Source organism: Pseudoalteromonas luteoviolacea (genome assembly GCF_021654285.1).
GTDB lineage: Bacteria > Pseudomonadota > Gammaproteobacteria > Enterobacterales > Alteromonadaceae > Pseudoalteromonas > Pseudoalteromonas luteoviolacea_J.
Genome location: NZ_JAKFZS010000008.1, coordinates 105,946 through 125,926, shown reverse-complemented (window position 1 = coordinate 125,926; position 19,981 = coordinate 105,946). Strand labels below are relative to the sequence as shown.

The window sequence follows — 19,981 nt, the reverse complement described above, 5'->3', positions numbered from 1 at the left end:
TGGAACACAATAGAGTATAGATATATTTTATTGTGTTTCTGATTGTGATAACTGCTTGCCAACATTGTGATTATTTAGTGTCTATCGCACATATGGACGAGCACCAAAGAGCCATATGTCCGCACTGTGGTAACACTTTGGCCAACTGTAAGATTGACTATAACCAAAGCATTAATGCATTTGGCTTATCTTCAATATTATTTCTTTTAGTTAGCTTACATCCTCACTTTATTTCGTATGCTCAGCATGGTTTAAAACAATCAATTAGCTTAATTGAAGCAATATCATTGCTAGCAACTAATTTTAGCGCACTACTTGCTGGCTTACTTGCATTCACCATATTATTAATGCCCCTAGCTGCACTCATACTTATTATGTTGGCACACTCCCCATTTTGGCGTCACCTTAACCCGGGCAATGCCCGTATAATAGTCAGAGCTCTGATGCTGCTCAAACCACTAAACTTAGCTGATATATTTCTGGTTGCAGTGCTTATAAGCGCATTCAAACTGACTGAATTTGCAGAAATAGAAGTTGGTCTCGGGTTTTGGTCATATATTTTATTTGTTTTGTGCTTCATAGAAACCCTCTCGTTACTCAGTAAAGAGCAATTATGGGAAAGAGAGCAAATCACTTACTGCCCAGATGAAAAAACCTGTGCACCTCGGGCACTTCAGCAATCATTAAAAAAATGCCACGTCTGCGGTCAACTTAGTAAAGAAACTCGCTGCCCAAGATGTACTACTAAGCTTAAATTTAGAAAGTCGAATTCGTTAGAAAAAAGCGCCGCGTGGATGGTCACAGCTATGGTACTATTAATCCCCGCACTGGCCTTGCCGATTATGGATACTATTAATTTGGGACTACACACCAAAGCTACTATTTATAGCGGTGTGGAGGTTATGTGGCATGCTGGCTCCTACCCTGTAGCCATACTCATTTTTGTTGCCAGTATATGCATCCCAATTATAAAAGGCATTGCACTTTTCTATTTAATTTACCAGGTAAAAAAATGCACTAAACCAAAGCTCGCGAGCAAACTGTATCGAGCCCTTGAGTTTATGGGCAAATGGTCGATGATTGACGTTTTTGTTGTAATATTGTTGGTCTCACTTGTGCAACTTGGCACGGTTTTAAGTGTTGAACCTCAATCAGGTATTGTGTTTTTCACAGCTATGGTATTATGCCAAATTATATCCGTGAACCATTTCGACCCTCGACTACTTTGGGATAATTTAAATAAAAATGAATGAACAAGCTTATATCGAGTCAAAACCAAAGTTTTCTGTTATTTGGATAGTGCCTATCATCGCAATTGTGATCACTGGCTGGATGTTATATCAACATCAATCAAATAAAGGGCACACCATTTTCTTAAAAATGGATAACGCTGATGGCATTATCGCGGGTAAAACCGAAATTAAAGTCAGAAGCGTTCAAGTTGGGCTAGTCGAATCCCTAAAACTACAAATAGAGCAAAACGCTGTCATTGCCACAATACGCATTTTCAAAGACTACGACACACTTTTAACCAAAGATGCGAAGTTTTGGACAGTTAAGCCTCGTGTCGATGAATCGGGTATTTCTGGGCTCAATACGCTTCTCTCTGGTGCATACATTGAACTTTTGCCGGGTGAAAGTAACGAACAAGCCTCTTTGTTTACCATGCAAAATCAACCGGCCTTGATTGCACCTGATATTGAGGGACTAAGGTATAGCCTAAAGGCAGCTAATGCAGAAGTTTTGGACGTTGGAACAGGTATATTCTTCAGAAATTATAAAATCGGTCAAGTTGAGACCGCCAGTTTTAACGAGAAAACCTTAGAAATGGATTATGGTATTTTCATCAATTCTCCATACAACGAACTGATATCAAAGAATGCTATATTTTGGGTTAACTCTGGCGTCGAGGTTGATTTGTCAACTGAAGGCATAAGAGTTTCTACAGGCTCGCTATCAAAGTTAATTAAAGGTGGGATTTCTGTTGATTATCCGCCTAATACCACAGCTGATGAAATTGCAGAGCAAAACACACAATATAAGCTTCATAAAAACTTTGCTGTGGCGCTAGAGAGACGATTTGACTTGTTTGATTTATATCTCGTTGAGTTTGAGCAATCAATAAAAGGGCTTAAGCCCGGTGCCCCTGTGGAGTATCGAGGTATGAGAATAGGTACCGTTGAACAGGTACCTGCACAACTAGTTAGAAATGGCAAACCCTTGTACTTTCAACAAGATAATACATCCATTCCAGTATTAATTAAGGTGGAGTATGGAAGAATATACGATGTTGACGAGCAGGCTAAACAATACTGGCTGAATAATATTGAAAAATGGATTAGAAATGGACTTAGAGCCTCATTAAAAAGTGGTAATTTGTTAACTGGTGCGGTATACATAGAATTAGACTTCTATAGCGCAGCAAAACCAGAAACCATTGCAAAACATTCTGTGTACCCTGTTTTACCAAGTGTACCCAGCGGGTTTACGGCACTTTCAGAACAAGTTATCGCGCTGCTTAATAAACTAAATAAATTACCGTTAGACGATACGTTAAGCGAAGCTAACAAAACACTGGTTGCTTACAAAGAGCTTGGCAGTGAAACAAAGCAACTAATTGAAAATTTAAACAACAAAAAAGTACCGGAAAAAGTGGATAAAAACCTAACCCAATTACAAGGCACGTTAACCCAACTGACTTCAAGCTTGAAGCAATTTGAAAAAACACTATCAACTTACCAACAAGGTTCTGGCGTTATGGAGCAACTGACAGATACGCTCAGTGAGCTTGAAAGCTTGTCAAACACACTAAAACCTGTCACTAAGGGCCTCAATGAGCAGCCAAACATGCTTATTTTTGACAAAGACGCATCTGAAGACCCAACGCCAAGGAAACGATGATGAAACTCCCAATTTATCTTGGTTTAATCTCGTTATTATTGATAGGTTGCAGCAGCAATCAAAATACGCATAAGTACTACAAATTTTCAGATCAAAATTTGCAAGTATCTGCGACGCAGAAAATAGCAGGTCACCTTTACTTAGAAGATGTGTCCATTATTGGCGTGTCAAACCAGCAGGCCTTTGTCCAATATACTAAACCAAATACTGTTAATATCGCACGCTTTCACTTTTGGGCAGAACACCCTGAAAACATGCTGACACAGTTAACACAAAGCTATTTTCACACATTAGGGCTTACTGTCGTGCCCAGAGCACTCGCAGGAGATGTTGAAAAACCTTTATTCTCACTTAAATTAGTGTTGAATGAATTCGCGGGCCACTATAATAAAGGCGCTTTATTAAGTGGGAATTGGTATTTATATAAGCAGGAACAAGGCGAACTTAAGCTCATTCAAACTCAAAGGTTTTCATTAAATAGTCAACTGAATAAAGATGGGTTTGAAGCTTTAGTATCAGCTCATCAAGAAAACTGGATAAAACTTCTTGATACGGTTCATCAAGAAGCCTTATCAACCCATCTTAAATAAACTTATAGGTGAAAAGGCTGTCTATTTTGTCAGCCTGACATATTATTTTCCCATTAAACTCAAAACCTAAGCTTCGTAACAATCTTTGACTTTTCATATTATCCATATCAGTTACTGCGTATAACTTAGATAATTGCATATCGCTTTTAGCCAGGCTAATAAGGCCAATGCAAGCCTCAGATGCAAGACCCTGCCCAGTATATTCATCTAAAAACGCATAGCCCAAATCTGGCCCTTGTAAATATGATCTTTGATAAAACCCTGCTATACCTATTTTCTGACCTGTCTTTAAGCATACAATATAAGGGGCAAAACTTTGGGCTTGATACTGCACTTGAAAAGAGCGCTTAATATAATCATACGCACTTTTACGGTCTCTAACCTGCTTATCACCTATATTATCTATAAAGCTCTTTTGATTAAGGAGTTTTATAATAAAATCAGCGTCATCAAGGTCTGCATGCCTGATTTCACACCTATGCGTTTGCACGACTAACTTATTAAACATATCTACCAGCTACTATTATATTAAAAAGGCAATGAGTTTAGACATTGCCTTAAGGTGATATAAATACAATATATATTGTAAATTTACTTATATTTTACCTTTTTGTATAGCTCTTTCATCGAACTTATCTTTGTTTGGTTAGGCAAATCAGCGAATGCATGTTCCTTGAATTTACTGCCTCTCAACTGAACATTTAAGCGCGGTGCACTTTCATTCATAATCGTCTTTTCAAAATATTGCTTAATGTCATCTTTAGTTATTTCTTCAGCTGCCTGAATCAAGCGCGCTTGTGAATCGAAAGATAGCGTATTTTTGTACCAATCAGTAAAGAAAGGTTCTGCTTCATCCGCAAGGTTTTTAGGCTCTTCTTTCAAGTTCGCCAATGTAGACGCTTTAATTTGCGCAAACTCTTCGTCAGTTAACTTTTGTAACTCTTCTGAATACTCAAGCTTGAAAGCATCAAAGCGGGATTGCATTTCTTGCGGACCTTTAACTGGTGTTTGAATAAACAAACCGATTGCAGAATATTCATCAATGCTGGTTGAAAAAGCGCCCACAGCATATGCAAGTTGTTCCTCTGTACGCAGAGTATTAAACGCTTTTTGCCTTAAGTGATTCTTCAAGATCAAAGCAGTCGCCTTTTGCTTATATCCTTTAACTGGGTGGACAGACACATCAACTACCGCAACATCTGCTACATCGACATCTTTTTGTAATACGACATACTCATTTAACTTAGGTTGCCAAAAGCCGGCTCTAACGTACTGAGTTTGTTCAGCCTGTTTACCAAAACTATGTTCAAGACGCGAAACAATCTTTTCAATATCGGCCTTATTGTAATTACCATAGCCAAACACACGCACTAAATTGTTTTCAAACAAATCTAATTGAGCCTGTTTAAAACTCTCTATCGTTAGCCCTTGGGCTGCTTTAATAAGTTCTTCAGCGTCAAAACTGCCCTCACGGGTTAATTGCCTATAAGCATCAAAAGCTTGATAGTAAGGTATCTGCTTGCCCTTATTTTTAACTGCTCTTACGTATCTATCAATCGCTTGATCTAGCTGCTTTTGAGTTGGTGTGACCGCAAAACCCTTAAGAGCCTCATCAAGTAGCTTCAGCTGTTTATCAGTAAAGCCAGATAAAGATAAAACAAGGCCATTTGAGTTTCTCAGATTGAGCCCCATACCAGCTACTTGTGCTTCGGTTATTAATTTCGCTTTTTCAATTTCATAAAGGTCTACCCAAACACTGGCAGATACACGCGCTTCGATGTTATTAATTGGCAGTTCACTATTTAAGAATATCTCAATATTGCCTTTAGGTTGCTCTGCAAACCGCTCACTTGATTTAAGCCAAGCTTGAACTCTTTCGCCTTCATACACTTGTTCAACATTGTTTGAGGCGGCCGTTTTTAAATCAAAATTTTCAGGCAATAGGCGATTTATGCTCGGTAAACTGAGAGCAAACTCACTTTGCTTAGACCATGATGCAACTTCACTTTCAGAAATTGCTTCAACTTTGTATTCACCATCATAAAAATGTAATTTACTATCTACAGGTTCATTTTTACTGATGTACCATACTCGCATAGATTGAGGAGTAAGCTGGTCCAGAACCTGTTTTATCGCTTGGCGATCAAACTTGGCAAAATGATAGTTCGCATTAACAGCATGCGTGAGCGGGTAATCCTGCATATTCGCGGCGAGTGTGCTGACATAAGAGAATTCATCTCTTTTTTCTAAAAACCTAAACTGATTGTCGAGAGATGTTTTGATTTCTTCGAAATATTTACTATCAATGCCCTGCTCTTTAATCAAGTTTATATACTGCATTACTGTCGCAACAATAACCTCACGTTGCTCCATGCCTTGATCTGTCAGTTCAATTTCAACATTGAGTACGCCATAGTTTCCGTAGTGATTGGCTGAAGCATTTGCAGTCAAAGAAGCTATCAAACCTTTATCTTTAAGAACCTGCGCTGGGCTACCTTGCATTTCATTACTCAGTAAATAACTCACAAAGTAATTTGGTTTAACTGCAAAGTCAGACATATTATTTTCAATAATAAATTCTACGTTAAGTGACTTAACATCTTTATTAGGCCTGTAATGAATGCGCTTTGATCCGATTTGGTCAAAGTCTAATTTGGTTGTTATAACAGGCTCAGAGATCTGCTTGTTTTGTATCGCACTAAAATGCGCTCTTGCTTTTTGTTCCATCTCAGCGAGAGGCTTATTTGATACCATGGCTAATTTCATGATATTTGATGAGTAGTACTTGTTATAAAAGGCAACAGTTTCTTCGTGTAAATTGCTGTTTTCTTTATCACCTAAGGTTTCCAAATTCCCGATTAAGAAACGGTTTGCAGGGTGCTCGCCCAATAAATCCCTCGCAAGCTTAAACTGACCAAAAAAGTCCATTTCTCGGCGCATTGACCACTCGGCATTTACCGCATTCTTTTCTTTCTCAGTATATTCCGGGTAGAGTTTTGCTGATTTAAAAAAATCAGAGAATCTATCCAGCGCTTCGTCAAAAGCATCATTGTTTATTTTAACCATATAATTGGTTACATCTAACCAAGTGTACGCATTGTGAGAACCGCCATTTTTTTGCACAAATGCAGCATACTCCTCAGGATCTGGGTATTTCTCAGTCCCTAAAAACAACATATGTTCCAAATAGTGCGCCATGCCCTGTTGTGCCATGGGGTCATGTAATAAACCAACGCCAACGCTCAATGCGGCGGCAGACTTTTCAGCACTGGGATCTGAAACAAGTACCACATCAATCCCATTATCGAGAGTAAGTATTTTATACGCCCTGTCATCATTAGGACTCACAATTAAATTATCTGCAATAAGTTGACTACCAGAATTGCTAGGAGTCGTAGAGGAGCAAGCAGCTAAAATACCAAGAGATATAGCACCCAAAGCCAATAATTTTTTCATATACTTTCCATTTCAAGTATGCATTGAGTCCTAAGCGACACTGCATACTGCATTAAACAATTATTCATATACTGATATTAAAGTTGCATACGCACAAGTACAAGCTCAGAAAAAGTGTAACTGTTTGTTAAACATAAATAAGGTCTAATAAATAACACGCACATGCTAAATATTTAAGCCTAGATCCCGTTCATTTAGTTTTAAAAACACACAAAAAGGTTAAATTTTATGATGAAAAGTGTTTTTTTTGATTCAAAAACGCTCTAAACTGCCTAGATTCGCACAGTAAGTAAGCTGATGATACAAGGCAAGTAGTATAAAAATAACAGGGGCTAAATTATGATTGATGAGCAAATTTGCGACTTTGGTATACATGCAGGGGAGCCATACAGTAAATTACCAGCGTGCTTTTTAAACTGGATGATAGAAACCAAGCATAAAAAGCAAGAGTACGCCAAGTGTGAATTGAATAGACGAGAAGAGGCTGTGATGAGCTCCCGTAATCACTCCAATTCACCAACTTTGTAATGTCATTTTCGTGTAATTGCTTTAAACTACGCGCATAAATAAGTTCAGATTTTAAAATAATTTATGCGCATAATTATTTCTTTGTTTTTACTCTCTTTTTTGACTGCTTGTCAGTTAATTACAACCAAAACAAATACTCAGTACCTCACCGTTTTACACACCAACGATAATCATGGACGCTTTTGGCACAATGAAAATGGTGAATATGGCATGGCAGCACGTAAAACACTTATTGATAAGCTTCGTAATGATGCAGAATCAAAAGGCCATAGTGTGATACTTTTGTCAGGTGGTGACATTAACACTGGTGTACCAGAGTCGGACCTTCAAATTGCAGAGCCTGATTTTAAAGGCATGAGCAAGATTGGTTACGATGCCATGGCGATCGGTAACCACGAATTTGATAATCCATTAAGCGTTCTAGATAAGCAAATTGCTTGGTCTAATTTTCCAATATTGTCAGCAAATATTATCGATAAAAACACCAATCAACCCGCTTATCAAAGCTACGCCATCATCGAGAAGGATGGGCTAAAAATAGCTGTTATCGGGTTAACAACTGTAGACACAGCAAAAATTGCAAACCCAGAATACATTGGTCACCTAAACTTTATTACTCCTGCAGCTGCAACACAGCCTTTAGCATATAAAATTAAAGATAAATATAAGCCAGATGTCGTCGTTGCTGTTACTCATATGGGCCACTATCATGACGCAAAACATGGCATCAATGCCCCAGGAGATGTCACACTTGCCAGAAACCTTAAACCGAATACGCTCGACATGATCATTGGCGGACACTCTCAAGAGCCTATATGTGTTGATAAAGATGGTAACCCAGATGCTACTTTTTACCCAGGTAAGGCTTGCTGGCCAGATCAACAAAATGGTACTTGGATCATGCAGGCACATGAGTGGGGAAAATACGTTGGTAAAGCCGTTTTCAAGATAGAAAAAGGTAACAAAGAACTAGTAAGCTACGAGCTTGTTCCTGTAAATTTAAAAGACGCTAAAGGCAACTTCATCACGACTGAAATAGCAAAAGATCAAGCGCTCTACGAATTCCTGCTACCATATCAGCAAAAAGGGGCTGAAAAGCTCTCTGGCGCAGTAGGCAACATCGATGCTTTCTTAGATGGTCGCAGAGACATTGTAAGATTTGAACAAAGTAAACTTGCTGATTTGATAATCAACGCTCAAGCAGAAGCGGTTGGCGCCGATTTCGGCATTATCAGTGGCGGCGGAATTCGCGCAAGTATTAAAGCAGGTGACATCAATTATAAAGATATTTTAAAGGTTCACCCATTTAAAAACCGTGTCGCCTACATAGATTGGCAAGGCCCTGAGTTAGTAGAATACCTAACCACAGTGGGTAGCTTCCCTCCTGATGCAGGTGCATATCTGCAATACCACAAAATTGACTTTGAAATTAATAATGCTAAAGCTGTAATACGCTCAATCAATGGTAAAAAGTTTGATATTAATGCAACATATAGAATGAGTATCAATACCTATAATGCAGCCGGTGGCGACGGGTACCCTATTTTAACGGAAAAGAAAAACTTTCAAATTACTGACAGTACAGATGCACAAGTACTACGTGCATATATTGAAAAACACTCACCAATAAAAGTCGAAAGCCTTTAAAGCTATATCAAAATAATTTAAGCATGTAGCACAAAGCTACATGCTTAAACTTTGTTACTTACCAATAATTTCAATATCGCCCTCTTGTATCTGCGTCAAAGCGTAGCTGTGCAGCTTCGAACGCGATCCCTCACCATGTGCTTTTGGTGGATAGTACTTTAATTTTAAGTCTGGTGTGCTTAGTAATAACTCGTCTAAAGCAGCACGAATTTCACTTAATGTTTTTTCTAAGCTGTTTGAAAAGTTAGGGCGTTTTCTAATTGTGTGTCCCAATGCAACTAAACGATGAAAATATTTATCAGCCATGTCGAGTAACTCATCAGGCAATTCTTTATTTTGATTTAATGAAGCATCTGGATACAATTTGCAGTATTCAAGCAAGGCTAAATAAAAGCATAATGGTTTATTTGCTAACTGTACTTTTGCTTCCTTGTCAGAGCTTAATTGCAAAGTTTTAGAGTATAAATCAATTTGCAATGCGGTTTTCTTTGGTGGTGTAACCTTTTTCTCTGGGCGCGCCTGTGCTTTGTACTTTGTTCTCGTTATATTCTTTAGCAATGCAAAATTTAAGATTGCAAATACCAAAGGAAAAATAAGTAAGAAGCTATTATGCTCTTCATTGATTTTTAATAATATGTATGTTCGATTTCCAGGAGAGTTCAATTGCTCAACACTCTCCCCTTCAGAAGGTAAAATAGGCGAATTTGAAATCGCCAATAATTTAATTCGGCTATTTTGTTCCTGCAAGCTGACGTTTATACCTTCAATGTAGCTTTTAAGCGCATCAGGATCGCCAGAATAATTCAGCATTGGATCTGCTAGTGGCAATCTGTATTTATCTAGTGAGACCCTCAATTTTACTTCTTGCTGTTCATGATAAATCACATCTTCAATCGTCGATTTTGACATCAAAACAAAAATAGCTGAAAAGAATATTAAATATGACGTAAACGTGGCCAACTTCTTTAGCTTTTTCATGGTCGTTCTCCTAAAAACTCATAAGGAAAAACGCGACATTGCCAATACTGTTTGACACTATCAAAATAGCTTGAACCCGAATCTTGAACGATTTGATTCAACAGGCGCTGCAATGAACACGCAAGCTCTGTGTTGTCATTCAGCATTTTTAAATACCATTTACTGCCACTAATATTGCTGCCCGTTGGAGTAATATAATTCTTAGAAAAATATGCTTCATCATCTTCATTCCAATAAGTTGCTATGATATCCAGCTCTCCAGAGGAAAGCTTTTCTCTTAGCGTTTTATGGGAAGTCACATATTGAATATCGAGTGCATCAATATCTATGTCGAGCAGCTTAAAGGTTTGTTTAGGCAAAATATGACCTGATCTACTTGTGGGGTAATCGAGTAAACCAATTTTTTTGTCTAAGAAATAAGCTTTTTCAAGTTTTGGTTTTTCCCTATTCGAAATAAAAAACGCGGTATATTCAGGGTAGCCAATCACGGCACGGTAACTGTATGTTGATTCAGCCATCAGTGCCTTCATCACGTTATCTTTTGACAGAGTCAAATCAGCAAGCCCTTTGGCAATAAAGTCAATTTGCTCAGCTAAATTACCACTCCAATATACATTGACTAACCCATACTGTTTAGCAAGGACAGGATCAGCACACAGTTTTAGAGCAAGTTCATCAGCTAACTTTTTAACTGGTACATGCACATTAAACGATTGAGTGTTCGATACTGAGCGTGTTTTACATTGCACGTGCTTCTCTAACAGGTTAGGTAATACGACTGAACTCGCACTATTTAACTGCTTTGCAAGAAAAAAGCAGGCCAAAACGGATAGAAACAAAACTGTAACAATGGTTGTATTATTGCTTAATTTGAAATTGTAATTCACATCAATTAGATTCTTTTATTTCCTACATGCTTATTAGATCAACTTTAATTACTTATTGCAACAGGTAAATTTACCAATGAAAAGTAAGCCTCTGATTTATATACTTTATTAATAAGAAATTATGAATTCTCTTGACTCCTTTTTTTTTCCTAAAAAAACCGGACAATTGACCGCATTGGAATTCACAGTAATTTTTTGATTTACATTTAGTCGAGTGAGTGATGTTTAGAAGTTCAATTCAAGTTTTAGTACTGGGAACATGCCTAGTAAGCAGCTCTGCCATTGCTTGGGGCCAAAACGGGCACAGGGTAATAGGTGAGCTCGCTCAAATTAACCTCACTCCGACTGCAAACTCTCATGTGCAAATGCTACTAGGTGATGATTCACTAGCAGAAGTATCAACATGGCCAGACGAAATGCGTTCAAGCCCTGACGCTTTTTGGCGTAAACAGTCTGGGAAGTGGCATTACATAAACATTGATGATGCTTCGAAAATGCACCGTCACAACAATCCATCTATTGAACATAAACACGAAGTAAAGCACATACTTGATGGTATCAACTACTCAATTAATGTACTCAAAAACGCCTCTTCTAATACAGAAGACAAGCAATTTGCTTTAAAGTTCCTTGTCCACTTAGTTGGGGATGCACATCAGCCATTTCATGCCGGTAGAGCTGCTGATCTTGGTGGCAATAAAATCGAAGTAGAATTTTTTGGAAAGTCTACTAACCTTCATAAAGTTTTCGACACGGAGTTAGTGGAGCACCAAAAGTTATCATACACAGAATTTACTCGCTCAGTAACAACCTCGAATAAACAACTTATTGCTGATTATCTAAACAGCGCCCCTTCTGATTGGTTATTAGAATCAAACGAAATTGCAGAGAAAATATATAAAAGCAATGAAACTGAAATAAGTTGGGGTTATATATATAAGCATACGCCTACTATTAAACTGCGCCTACAACAAGGTGGTTATAGATTGGCAGGAATACTAAACCAAATTTTTGACACTAACTCAAAGCCTTTAATTAATGCGCTTGCTATAAATAAAAGTTTTGAAAAATGATATTTAAACTAACTGATAAACCTAATAACACGGGAAACAACATAATGAAAAACGTTCGCTTAACTAAAGTAGCTGGTGCTTTAGTCTTAGCCCTAGGCGTGTCTGCTTCAGCTTTTGCTTCTGAAACATCTTCATCGATGCGAGGTAAAATCACTACTCCTGAAGGCAGTGCTGCCACAAACGTTAAAGTAACAGTCATTCACGAACCAACTGGTACCGTAAGCCAGTTTGTGACAAACGATTCTGGTGCGTTCATCGCCAAGGGTCTTCGTGTAGGCGGTCCATACAAGGTTATCCTTGATTCTGACACATACAGTGATTCTGAGCTAAATAATATTTACTTAGACTTAGGTCAAACACGTCGTGTTACTTCTCAGTTAGAACCAAAGAAAATTGAGACAATTTCAGTTTCAGGTTACAAAATCGTTCAACAAGCAGGTGGTTCATCAAGCGTATTTGGTGAAGAAACACTTAAGAATATGCCTAGCTTTAACAACGACCTTAAAGACGTAGCCCGTTTAAACCCACTTGCTTCAGTAAATGGCGCAGGTGAATTGACAATTGCTGGTAACAACCCAAAAACAAACAGCTTTACTGTTGATGGTATTGGTCAAAATGACGACTTCGGCCTGAGCTCTGGTGGTTACCCAACTCAACAGCCGCCTGTAGCACTAGATGCCATTGAGCAGGTGTCTGTAGATGCAGCACCATTTTCTGCTAAAAAAGGTAACTTCGGTGGTGGCCAAATTAATGCTGTTACTAAGTCAGGATCAAACGAATATACATTTACCGGTTTCTACGAGTTTTCTAACCCAAGTCTTGCAGGCAAGTTAGACTCAATAAATGAAATCTCTGGTGAACAAGACAAAGACGGTCATCGCACATATGAAACGGTATCTGATGACTCTATCCTAAACGAAAACCGTTATGGATTTAGTACTGGTGGTGCAATTTTAAAAGATGAGCTTTTCTACTTTGTAAACTATAACTCGTGGACTCAAACTAAAGAGCTTTCTTATGGCTGGGAAGGTGCTGGCACCACTCACGAACACGACATTGCGCAAGCAGATTTCGACCGTTTTAACAACATCTTGCAAAACACTTATGGCTTAACAGATGAGCTTGGTGGAGATCCGGAAAGCACTAATGACACATTATTGGTAAAGTTGAGCTGGAACATCAATGATGCTCACCGTGCTGATTTCACTTACCAGTGGCAAGATGACAATCAGGACCGTGAATACTCTGAAGGCGGAGATGAGGTTTTATTAGCATCGCGTCGCTTCACAGAAGAAAAATCATTCAATAACTTCTCAACGAAGATTTATTCAGATTGGACTGATAGTTTCTCAACTGAGATTGGTTTTGCTTACAAAGATGTTGCAAGTGAAAGTATCAACAACTCAGATTTAGGAACTGTTGAAGTTCATGTTGATGGTAGCCGTACTCCAAGCTTTAACTTTGGTCGCGATGAATTCCGTCACACCAATATCTCTGAAACAGAAACATCAACATTCACGTTTGACGGTACATACTTCTACGGTGACCACGAAATCAACTTCGGTACACATGTAGAAAGCATCCGCCTTTATAATTTATTTGCTGCAAACACAAAAGGCTCATGGACATTTGACTCTTTGGATGACTTTGCTGCTGGTAACTTAGATGAGTTCTCTTATCGTAATGCATATACAAATGAAGCGAACGACCTAGCATATGATGCAACACGTACGCAATTAGCTGTATACATCGAGGACAAATTCTATCCTACTGATGATTTAGAGCTAAATGTTGGCCTACGTTATGAGCGTTTATCTTCAAGCGACAAACCAACTCTTAACGCAGCGTTTGCAAAAACTTATGGCTTCTCAAACCAAGAGAACCTAGATGGTGTCGATATCATCCTGCCACGCATTGGCTTCAAGTACTATGCGACAGATGCACTAACAATAAATGGTGGTGTAGGTCGCTTCCAAGGCGGTATTCCAAATGTTTGGTATAACAACCCATACCAAAATGATGGCCTAACCTATGTCACAGCAAGTAACGCTGTTGTTGATCAGTATGTTGAAGATAACAATAACCGTGCTCAAACTGACCCGCTAAAAGTTAACAATGCAGGTTTCGCATCTGTACCTGGAGTTGTAAAAGGCTCATTGGCACCGGGCGCTGGTAGCACAAACTACACGGACCCTGATTTTGAATTACCTTCAAGTATCAGAGCTCAAGTTGGTTTTGATTATGAATTTGATTCAGAGCTTCTTGGCGATGGATTTAAGTGGTCAGCAGAATTATCTTATCACATAAAAGAGAACGAAGCCGTTTGGAAAAATACTGCGCTAGAGGCTGTTGGTACTTCTAAAGATGGGCGCGTTAAGTACGAATCAATCTACAATGACGCAGCGGCTGAAAACTTTGATATTAAGATGACAAACGCATCTGAAGATGTACGCTCTATCATTTTCACGACATCACTAGCCAAAGAATTTGATAACGGTTTATATGTGTCTGCTAGTTATACACATCAAGACATTGAAGATGTAGCTCCAGGTTCTTCATCTCGTGCGCAAAGTAACTATAAGCACGCTGTTACACAGAGCCGTAACGTCGACCACGTCGCTGCTGGTTACTATGAGATTGAACACAGCTTAAAACTAAATGTTAGTTACACAACTCAATTTGTTGATGGATACGACTCTAAGTTTAACCTATTCTTCGAGCGACGCTCAGGACGTCCATATAGTTATGTTATGGGCTTCTATAGAGATGGTGCCTACGGCGATACTCGTGATTTCTACTCTAATAGTGCATACCTAGCATACATCCCATCAGGTGCTGATGATCAGAATGTTTCTTATAAAGATCCTGAGAACTTTGGCTGGGCACAATTAGAGCAACTATTAAATCGAGCGGGTATCAGCGAGCGAGGTCAAATCCTTGATCGCAACACATACAGACAGCCGTGGGTTACAACTATGGATGTTAGCTTCAAGCAAGAGATACCAGGTTTCTACAGTGACCACAAAGCTGAATTTTATGTCATGATCGAAAACTTTGCGAACATGTTAAATAGTGACTGGGGCCAAGAAGAGCGCTTGAAATTCCCTAACCAAAGCATTTATGACTTTGGTGGACTGACTGAAGACGACAAAATCATTATCGAAAACAAATTCGGTGGTGCAGACGTTCGTAACTTTAACGAGATAGACGATAACAAGTCAGCTTGGCGAGCTAAACTTGGTGTCCGTTACACATTCTAATATCTAACTTAAACAAGTAATTAGATATCAAAGGCCAGAATTATTCTGGCCTTTTTATTTACTTCCATTTATGACGTAATTACATCCCTTTCAAAGCCATCTAATTTTTAACTCAATTCATAAGATAGAAACACTCGACTGAATATAATATTCGAGCAATGAAAATTGCATAATTGGAAAACAGCGACATATTTTGAAAAGGATAAATTCAAATGAAATTAAAAACATTACTACTAAGTGTAACCATATTTGGCAGTATCGCTGCCACACCAACCTATGCGACTCAGCAAGAAGCTGACGCAGCCAGCGCAGGCGAACAAATTTTAGACCTAGCCAAAGATCAATTGCTATCAGGCGTCGGTTCTTTACTTTTCAACCGCTTTTTTGGCTCAAGTGGGCCTAATTATGTCATGCTCAGTGAAGCTAGTTTACAAGCAATTCAAGAGCGCGTTAGAGCTGAGATAATCAAAGATGCTGAGTTTGAATTCATCTCAGAATTTAGGTCTTTAGAGTCATCAATGGAACATTATTCTGACACTGCTAGATATGGTGCACCAGATCTAGCTTTGCTAAGTAGCTTACTGGTTAAGTCAGAAGACGTTATTAATCATAGAGCGCTAAATGTTCGTTACAACAACGACTTCTACTATATGGCAGATACCTATGCACTTGCAGCATCAGTGGTAGTTGCAATTTATACTGAGCGCTATTTGCAGGGCTATGTTTCTAAAAGTGTCGTCTCTACCAAAGCACAAAACCTAGCGAATATATTAGATACGATGCTGCGAAAGAAAAAAAGTGTCGATTTGCCTTTGCGTGAACGCTGTGAAGAGCCAGATCCCCACGATCAAGTCGTAGAGTACAAATGCTCACTAAGAGACCCTCATGGTAATACAATCACTTCATATGTTATTGAGCCTCAGTATCCAGGCGATGAAGCCTATTGGGAAAACCTAAAAAGAGTCAAAGAGGCTCAGTATAGAAAAACTAAGTTTGATGGTATTCAAGCGGTTATAAACAAGCTGCGTAGCCTATAAGGCGATAAGCTTTGGCGCATACAAGTATATCGTGATGCGCCATTTCTAGCCTACTCTTTATCAACGCTTTGTGATAATTTTGAGATAAGCTTTTTCAGAGTATCTTTTTCGCCTTCAGAGAAATTTTCTAACAAAGCTTGCTCCCACTCTAACGCTTTCGGCGTCAGCTGTTTATACAAATCGAATCCCATATCAGTGCATTCTATAACTGTTGCACGCTTATCGTTCGGGTGCTGATTAAGACGAAGGAATTGCTTCTGCTCTAATTGCTTTATTGCACGTGACACAGTCGATTTATCCATATTAGCTAACTCACAAATCTGCTTCGCCGTTGCAAATTGAATATTTATCACATGCGAGAGCACACGCCACTGAGCCTGAGTTAACCCGGCTTCTTGGCTATAAACGTGTGCAAAATCGTCACTTACCTTGGTAGACAAGGCGACAAGTTGATAAGGCAAAAATTGGCTAATATCTAAAATCTTTGATTCACTCACAGTGCAAAGCACCTCTCATTTTTGTAATTATTAATTTACAGTACATCTTTATCAGGATGTTTGCAATTACTCTCACATGAGAGTATCTTACAGAAAACATCAATGGAGTCTACGCAAAATGAGTACAGAATTCGACTATTTGACAGGATTTGGTAACGAATTTGAAACTGAAGCCCTACCAGGCGCGTTACCAGTTGGACAGTTTTCACCGCAAAAAGTGAAATACGACCTATACGCAGAGCAATATAATACAACTGCATTTACAGCACCTCGCGCTGAAAACCGCAGAAATTGGTTTTATCGTATTCGCCCATCTGTTTTACAAGGTGAGTACCAACCAATGGGCAATGGCTTAGTGAGAACAGGTCCTATTACAGAAGTACCAACGCCACCGTCAATGCTACGTTGGAACCCAGTTGAAGTGCCTACTGAGAAAACAGACTTTATTGATGGTCTAATTACAATGGCTGCCAATGGCAGTGCAAATGGCCAAGTAGGTATTGGCATTCATGTATACGTTGCCAATGCCTCAATGGAAGGTCGATACTTTTATAATGCTGATGGTGAGTTATTATTTGTACCTCAACAAGGTGAGCTCGTATTACATACAGAGTGCGGTAAGCTAGCAATTAAACCGGGGGAAATTGCAGTTATCCCACGCGGTCTTAAGTTCCGCGTTGAGCTAATTAGTGAACATGTACGTGGTTATATTTGCGAAAACTATGGTCACCCTTATGTTTTACCTGAACGTGGACCAGTTGGCGCAAATGGTTACACCAATGAGCGTGATTTCCAATACCCTGTCGCAGCATTTGAAGACTTAGAAGGTGACTTTGAACTTGTCGCTAAATTCAATGGCAACCTATTCCGTTGTGATATCGGACATTCTCCACTGGATGTGGTTGCATGGACAGGTAACAGCGCACCATATAAATATGACCTCTCGCGTTTCAACGTGATGAATACAGTGAGCTTTGACCATCCAGATCCTTCAATTTTCACAGTCTTGACGTCTCCTTCAAGCGAAGAAGGCGTTGCTAATGTTGATTTTGTTATCTTCCCACCACGTTGGATGGTTGCAGAGAACACGTTCCGCCCACCATATTATCACCGTAACATCATGAGTGAATTTATGGGCCTTATCGAAGGTGTATATGACGCAAAAGAGCATGGTTTTGTGCCTGGTGGCATGAGCTTGCATAACTGCATGTCTCCACATGGTCCTGAAGCTGATGTATTTGAAAAAGCCTCAAACGCAGAACTTGAACCGCAGCGCTACGAGAATACCTTGGCGTTTATGTTTGAATCTCGTTATGTGATTTCTCCAACTAAATATGCGCTGGAAGGCAAAGAACGCCAACCAAACTATTCAGATTGTTGGAAAGGCATCAAAAAGTACTTCAAAGGTGCATAATAGATAAATCTGCTTAAAAAACTATATGTATATTGGCCACTGCAATGTGGCCTTTGTCGTGAATAAGGATTTAAAATGAAACTATATACTTACTTTCGTTCGTCGGCGGCCTATCGCGTTCGCATTGCGCTCAACCTGAAAGGTATTGAGCATCAGCTTGAAGCTGTTAACCTCTTAAAATCTGAACAACAACAAGTACCTTATACAGATAAAAACCCACAAGGCCTGTTGCCAGCAATGGAAACTGAGCAAGGTACTTTAGCGCAATCTTTAGCAATATTAGAGTGGCTAGAAGAAACACACCCTAACACACCTCTTTTGCCATCAGATCCATGGCAAAAAGCACAGGTACGTAATTTCAGTTATGCCATTGCATGTGATATTCACCCTATTGATAATTTGCGTGTTCTTAAATATTTAAGTGGTGAATTAAACGTAACTGATGAGCAAAAAACGACTTGGTATAAACACTGGATCATTGAGGGCTTCAAAAAGCTAGAACCTACATTAGGTGAAGGACCTTTCTGCTTTGGCGAGCAACCGACGTTGGCAGACCTTTGCCTGGTACCACAGGTATTTAATGCACTGCGTTTTAAAGTCGATATGACGCAGTTTCCAAAAATTGCAGCCATTTACGCACACTGCAACACGTTGGAAGCATTTATTAAAGCAGCACCCGAAAATCAACCGGATGCAGCTTAATTAAATCAAGTATTGGGGCGTTATTTTAATGCCCCATGGACTTGGTCAATATGAGACAGTAGGTCGTGACCCAAGTCAGTCAAATAACCCCCATCAGGTCTATCTATTACGCCTTTCGCAAATAGCCGCTCCGCTGCTGCCAAAATGCTTTGATCCGCACTGCTATGTATTTTGAGGCCTTGGTGCAAACTACTCCTTGGAAATTTTGCCAATAGTTCTAGCTCCGCCATTAACTGAGTGTCAAATGCCATACTTCCCCCTATTACAATCAAGCTACCATTCGGGCATGACTTGTGCTTACATTTTAATATAATCGTTCAGACGGTTTTGCCGCTGACAATCCTTTTGAACAGCCGTTTTCAGTACTAGGTTGTTACAGTAACATTAGTGCCGATAAACGTACTTCGACCTAATAAACATTAGCCCAGACTATGAGTAATGCCATGTATAAGATCAATTTTTTATCATTTTTAATACTTTTTTTATCTTGTTTGCCATTAAATGCAAAAGAAAATTCGCCAAGAGTATTTATTGACTCGCCGCAGCGCGTTTGCTGGTTCAATTCATCTCAATACAGCGAAGGGTCATTAATCAAACAGTTTAATGAACTGTATGTGTGCAGTCACAAATATACAAACCAACCAGATAGCCAGCTAGTATGGTTAAAACTCGATGAAAATGGGCAGCCTAAAAGGCTGGATCTCAGAGGTAAGATAAGAGTACACTAGCGCGTCACGAATTTTAGGTTTAAACATGAGTACACAGCAACCAAATAACCCACTCCATGGTGTAAAACTACAAGACATAGTTGAAAAGCTTGAAGCTGAGCTAGGCTGGGAGGAAATGGCGCAGCATGTTGACATCAACTGCTTTAAAAAAGACCCCTCAGTTAAGTCTAGTTTAAAGTTTTTGCGCAAAACGCCTTGGGCTAGAGACAAAGTTGAACAGCTATATTTAGACACTTTTCACGGCTTTGCATGGCCAACCAGTCCTCAAAAAAAGTAACTACTG

18 protein-coding genes are annotated in these 19,981 nt (G+C 39.1%); 12 read left to right on the top strand and 6 right to left on the bottom strand.

The window, feature by feature from the left end; translation table 11 throughout:
• Positions 1-32 precede the first annotated feature (32 nt).
• From L1077_RS09275 to L1077_RS09265, 3 genes are read left to right on the top strand one after another with little or no spacing between them, the layout of a single operon-like run.
• Positions 33-1,253 carry a paraquat-inducible protein A gene (locus L1077_RS09275; RefSeq protein WP_343222138.1) on the top strand — a complete coding sequence of 407 codons (1,221 nt, stop codon included), beginning with the start codon at positions 33-35 and terminating at the stop codon, positions 1,251-1,253.
• Positions 1,246-2,901, top strand: a complete 1,656-nt coding sequence (pqiB, locus tag L1077_RS09270) for an intermembrane transport protein PqiB (protein WP_237136576.1) — start codon at positions 1,246-1,248, stop codon at positions 2,899-2,901. Before L1077_RS09275 ends, pqiB begins: the two co-directional genes overlap by 8 nt.
• Entirely contained in the window at positions 2,898-3,491 is a 594-nt protein-coding gene (locus tag L1077_RS09265; protein WP_237136575.1) for a PqiC family protein, read from the top strand. The genes pqiB and L1077_RS09265 overlap by 4 nt, the downstream gene beginning before the upstream one ends.
• Here the strand turns inward: L1077_RS09265 and L1077_RS09260 are convergent.
• Both L1077_RS09260 and L1077_RS09255 read right to left on the bottom strand, forming a co-directional pair.
• On the bottom strand, positions 3,484-3,999 hold the full coding sequence (locus L1077_RS09260; RefSeq protein ID WP_237136574.1) for a GNAT family N-acetyltransferase: 516 nt from the start codon (positions 3,997-3,999) through the stop codon (positions 3,484-3,486). The genes L1077_RS09265 and L1077_RS09260 overlap by 8 nt on opposite strands.
• Positions 4,000-4,082: 83 nt before the next feature.
• Positions 4,083-6,947: an insulinase family protein gene (locus L1077_RS09255; RefSeq protein ID WP_237136573.1), complete on the bottom strand. Its 2,865-nt coding sequence runs from the start codon at positions 6,945-6,947 to the stop codon at positions 4,083-4,085.
• Positions 6,948-7,286: 339 nt separating this feature from the next.
• Here L1077_RS09255 and L1077_RS09250 point away from each other — a divergent pair, with 339 nt between their 5' ends.
• Positions 7,287-7,475, top strand: coding sequence for a hypothetical protein (locus L1077_RS09250; RefSeq protein WP_237136572.1), 189 nt, complete (start codon positions 7,287-7,289; stop codon positions 7,473-7,475).
• A gap of 63 nt (positions 7,476-7,538) precedes the next feature.
• The gene (gene ushA / locus L1077_RS09245; protein ID WP_237136571.1) at positions 7,539-9,122 is read left to right on the top strand and encodes a bifunctional UDP-sugar hydrolase/5'-nucleotidase UshA; all 1,584 of its coding nucleotides are present in this window, start codon (positions 7,539-7,541) and stop codon (positions 9,120-9,122) included.
• A gap of 54 nt (positions 9,123-9,176) precedes the next feature.
• On the opposite strand, the gene L1077_RS09240 is transcribed toward ushA, so the two are convergent.
• Positions 9,177-10,100 (bottom strand): hypothetical protein, encoded by a 924-nt coding sequence (locus L1077_RS09240; RefSeq protein ID WP_237136570.1) that lies wholly within the window; start codon positions 10,098-10,100, stop codon positions 9,177-9,179.
• Positions 10,097-10,987, bottom strand: a complete 891-nt coding sequence (locus L1077_RS09235; RefSeq protein WP_237136569.1) for a hypothetical protein — start codon at positions 10,985-10,987, stop codon at positions 10,097-10,099. Before L1077_RS09235 ends, L1077_RS09240 begins: the two co-directional genes overlap by 4 nt.
• Positions 10,988-11,208: 221 nt before the next feature.
• On the opposite strand from L1077_RS09235, the gene L1077_RS09230 reads away from it, so the two are divergent.
• From L1077_RS09230 to L1077_RS09220, 3 genes are all read left to right on the top strand, one after another.
• Positions 11,209-12,060, top strand: a complete 852-nt coding sequence (locus tag L1077_RS09230) for a S1/P1 nuclease (protein ID WP_237136568.1) — start codon at positions 11,209-11,211, stop codon at positions 12,058-12,060.
• A 44-nt stretch (positions 12,061-12,104) separates the two neighbouring features.
• On the top strand, positions 12,105-15,320 hold the full coding sequence (locus L1077_RS09225) for a TonB-dependent receptor (RefSeq protein ID WP_237136567.1): 3,216 nt from the start codon (positions 12,105-12,107) through the stop codon (positions 15,318-15,320).
• A 212-nt stretch (positions 15,321-15,532) separates the two neighbouring features.
• Positions 15,533-16,357: a hypothetical protein gene (locus L1077_RS09220; RefSeq protein WP_237136566.1), complete on the top strand. Its 825-nt coding sequence runs from the start codon at positions 15,533-15,535 to the stop codon at positions 16,355-16,357.
• A 50-nt stretch (positions 16,358-16,407) separates the two neighbouring features.
• On the opposite strand, the gene L1077_RS09215 is transcribed toward L1077_RS09220, so the two are convergent.
• Positions 16,408-16,854 carry a MarR family winged helix-turn-helix transcriptional regulator gene (locus L1077_RS09215; protein ID WP_237136565.1) on the bottom strand — a complete coding sequence of 149 codons (447 nt, stop codon included), beginning with the start codon at positions 16,852-16,854 and terminating at the stop codon, positions 16,408-16,410.
• A 118-nt stretch (positions 16,855-16,972) separates the two neighbouring features.
• Between L1077_RS09215 and hmgA the strand changes: the two genes are divergently transcribed.
• Both hmgA and maiA read left to right on the top strand, forming a co-directional pair.
• Positions 16,973-18,268 (top strand): homogentisate 1,2-dioxygenase, encoded by a 1,296-nt coding sequence (gene hmgA, locus L1077_RS09210; protein WP_237136564.1) that lies wholly within the window; start codon positions 16,973-16,975, stop codon positions 18,266-18,268.
• 75 nt (positions 18,269-18,343) lie between these two features.
• Positions 18,344-18,970 carry a maleylacetoacetate isomerase gene (gene maiA, locus L1077_RS09205; RefSeq protein ID WP_237136563.1) on the top strand — a complete coding sequence of 209 codons (627 nt, stop codon included), beginning with the start codon at positions 18,344-18,346 and terminating at the stop codon, positions 18,968-18,970.
• 20 nt (positions 18,971-18,990) lie between these two features.
• Here the strand turns inward: maiA and L1077_RS09200 are convergent, their stop codons facing one another.
• The gene (locus tag L1077_RS09200) at positions 18,991-19,221 is read right to left on the bottom strand and encodes a TIGR02647 family protein (RefSeq protein ID WP_237136562.1); all 231 of its coding nucleotides are present in this window, start codon (positions 19,219-19,221) and stop codon (positions 18,991-18,993) included.
• 180 nt (positions 19,222-19,401) lie between these two features.
• Between L1077_RS09200 and L1077_RS27690 the strand changes: the two genes are divergently transcribed.
• Both L1077_RS27690 and L1077_RS09195 read left to right on the top strand, forming a co-directional pair.
• Positions 19,402-19,698, top strand: a complete 297-nt coding sequence (locus L1077_RS27690) for a DUF1496 domain-containing protein (protein ID WP_369334826.1) — start codon at positions 19,402-19,404, stop codon at positions 19,696-19,698.
• A 25-nt stretch (positions 19,699-19,723) separates the two neighbouring features.
• Positions 19,724-19,975 carry a VF530 family DNA-binding protein gene (locus L1077_RS09195; protein WP_063363650.1) on the top strand — a complete coding sequence of 84 codons (252 nt, stop codon included), beginning with the start codon at positions 19,724-19,726 and terminating at the stop codon, positions 19,973-19,975.
• The last annotated feature ends 6 nt before the right edge of the window (positions 19,976-19,981 follow it).

Coding starts and splice junctions, on each gene's coding strand:
- L1077_RS27690 (WP_369334826.1), top strand. CDS start 19,402: ATGAGTAATGCCATGTATAAGATCAATTTTTTATCATTTTTAATACTT.
- L1077_RS09225 (WP_237136567.1), top strand. CDS start 12,105: ATGAAAAACGTTCGCTTAACTAAAGTAGCTGGTGCTTTAGTCTTAGCC.
- L1077_RS09240 (WP_237136570.1), bottom strand. CDS start 10,100: ATGAAAAAGCTAAAGAAGTTGGCCACGTTTACGTCATATTTAATATTC.
- L1077_RS09220 (WP_237136566.1), top strand. CDS start 15,533: ATGAAATTAAAAACATTACTACTAAGTGTAACCATATTTGGCAGTATC.
- maiA (WP_237136563.1), top strand. CDS start 18,344: ATGAAACTATATACTTACTTTCGTTCGTCGGCGGCCTATCGCGTTCGC.
- L1077_RS09230 (WP_237136568.1), top strand. CDS start 11,209: ATGTTTAGAAGTTCAATTCAAGTTTTAGTACTGGGAACATGCCTAGTA.
- L1077_RS09260 (WP_237136574.1), bottom strand. CDS start 3,999: ATGTTTAATAAGTTAGTCGTGCAAACGCATAGGTGTGAAATCAGGCAT.
- L1077_RS09195 (WP_063363650.1), top strand. CDS start 19,724: ATGAGTACACAGCAACCAAATAACCCACTCCATGGTGTAAAACTACAA.
- L1077_RS09250 (WP_237136572.1), top strand. CDS start 7,287: ATGATTGATGAGCAAATTTGCGACTTTGGTATACATGCAGGGGAGCCA.
- pqiB (WP_237136576.1), top strand. CDS start 1,246: ATGAATGAACAAGCTTATATCGAGTCAAAACCAAAGTTTTCTGTTATT.
- L1077_RS09255 (WP_237136573.1), bottom strand. CDS start 6,947: ATGAAAAAATTATTGGCTTTGGGTGCTATATCTCTTGGTATTTTAGCT.
- L1077_RS09265 (WP_237136575.1), top strand. CDS start 2,898: ATGATGAAACTCCCAATTTATCTTGGTTTAATCTCGTTATTATTGATA.
- L1077_RS09200 (WP_237136562.1), bottom strand. CDS start 19,221: ATGGCATTTGACACTCAGTTAATGGCGGAGCTAGAACTATTGGCAAAA.
- ushA (WP_237136571.1), top strand. CDS start 7,539: ATGCGCATAATTATTTCTTTGTTTTTACTCTCTTTTTTGACTGCTTGT.
- hmgA (WP_237136564.1), top strand. CDS start 16,973: ATGAGTACAGAATTCGACTATTTGACAGGATTTGGTAACGAATTTGAA.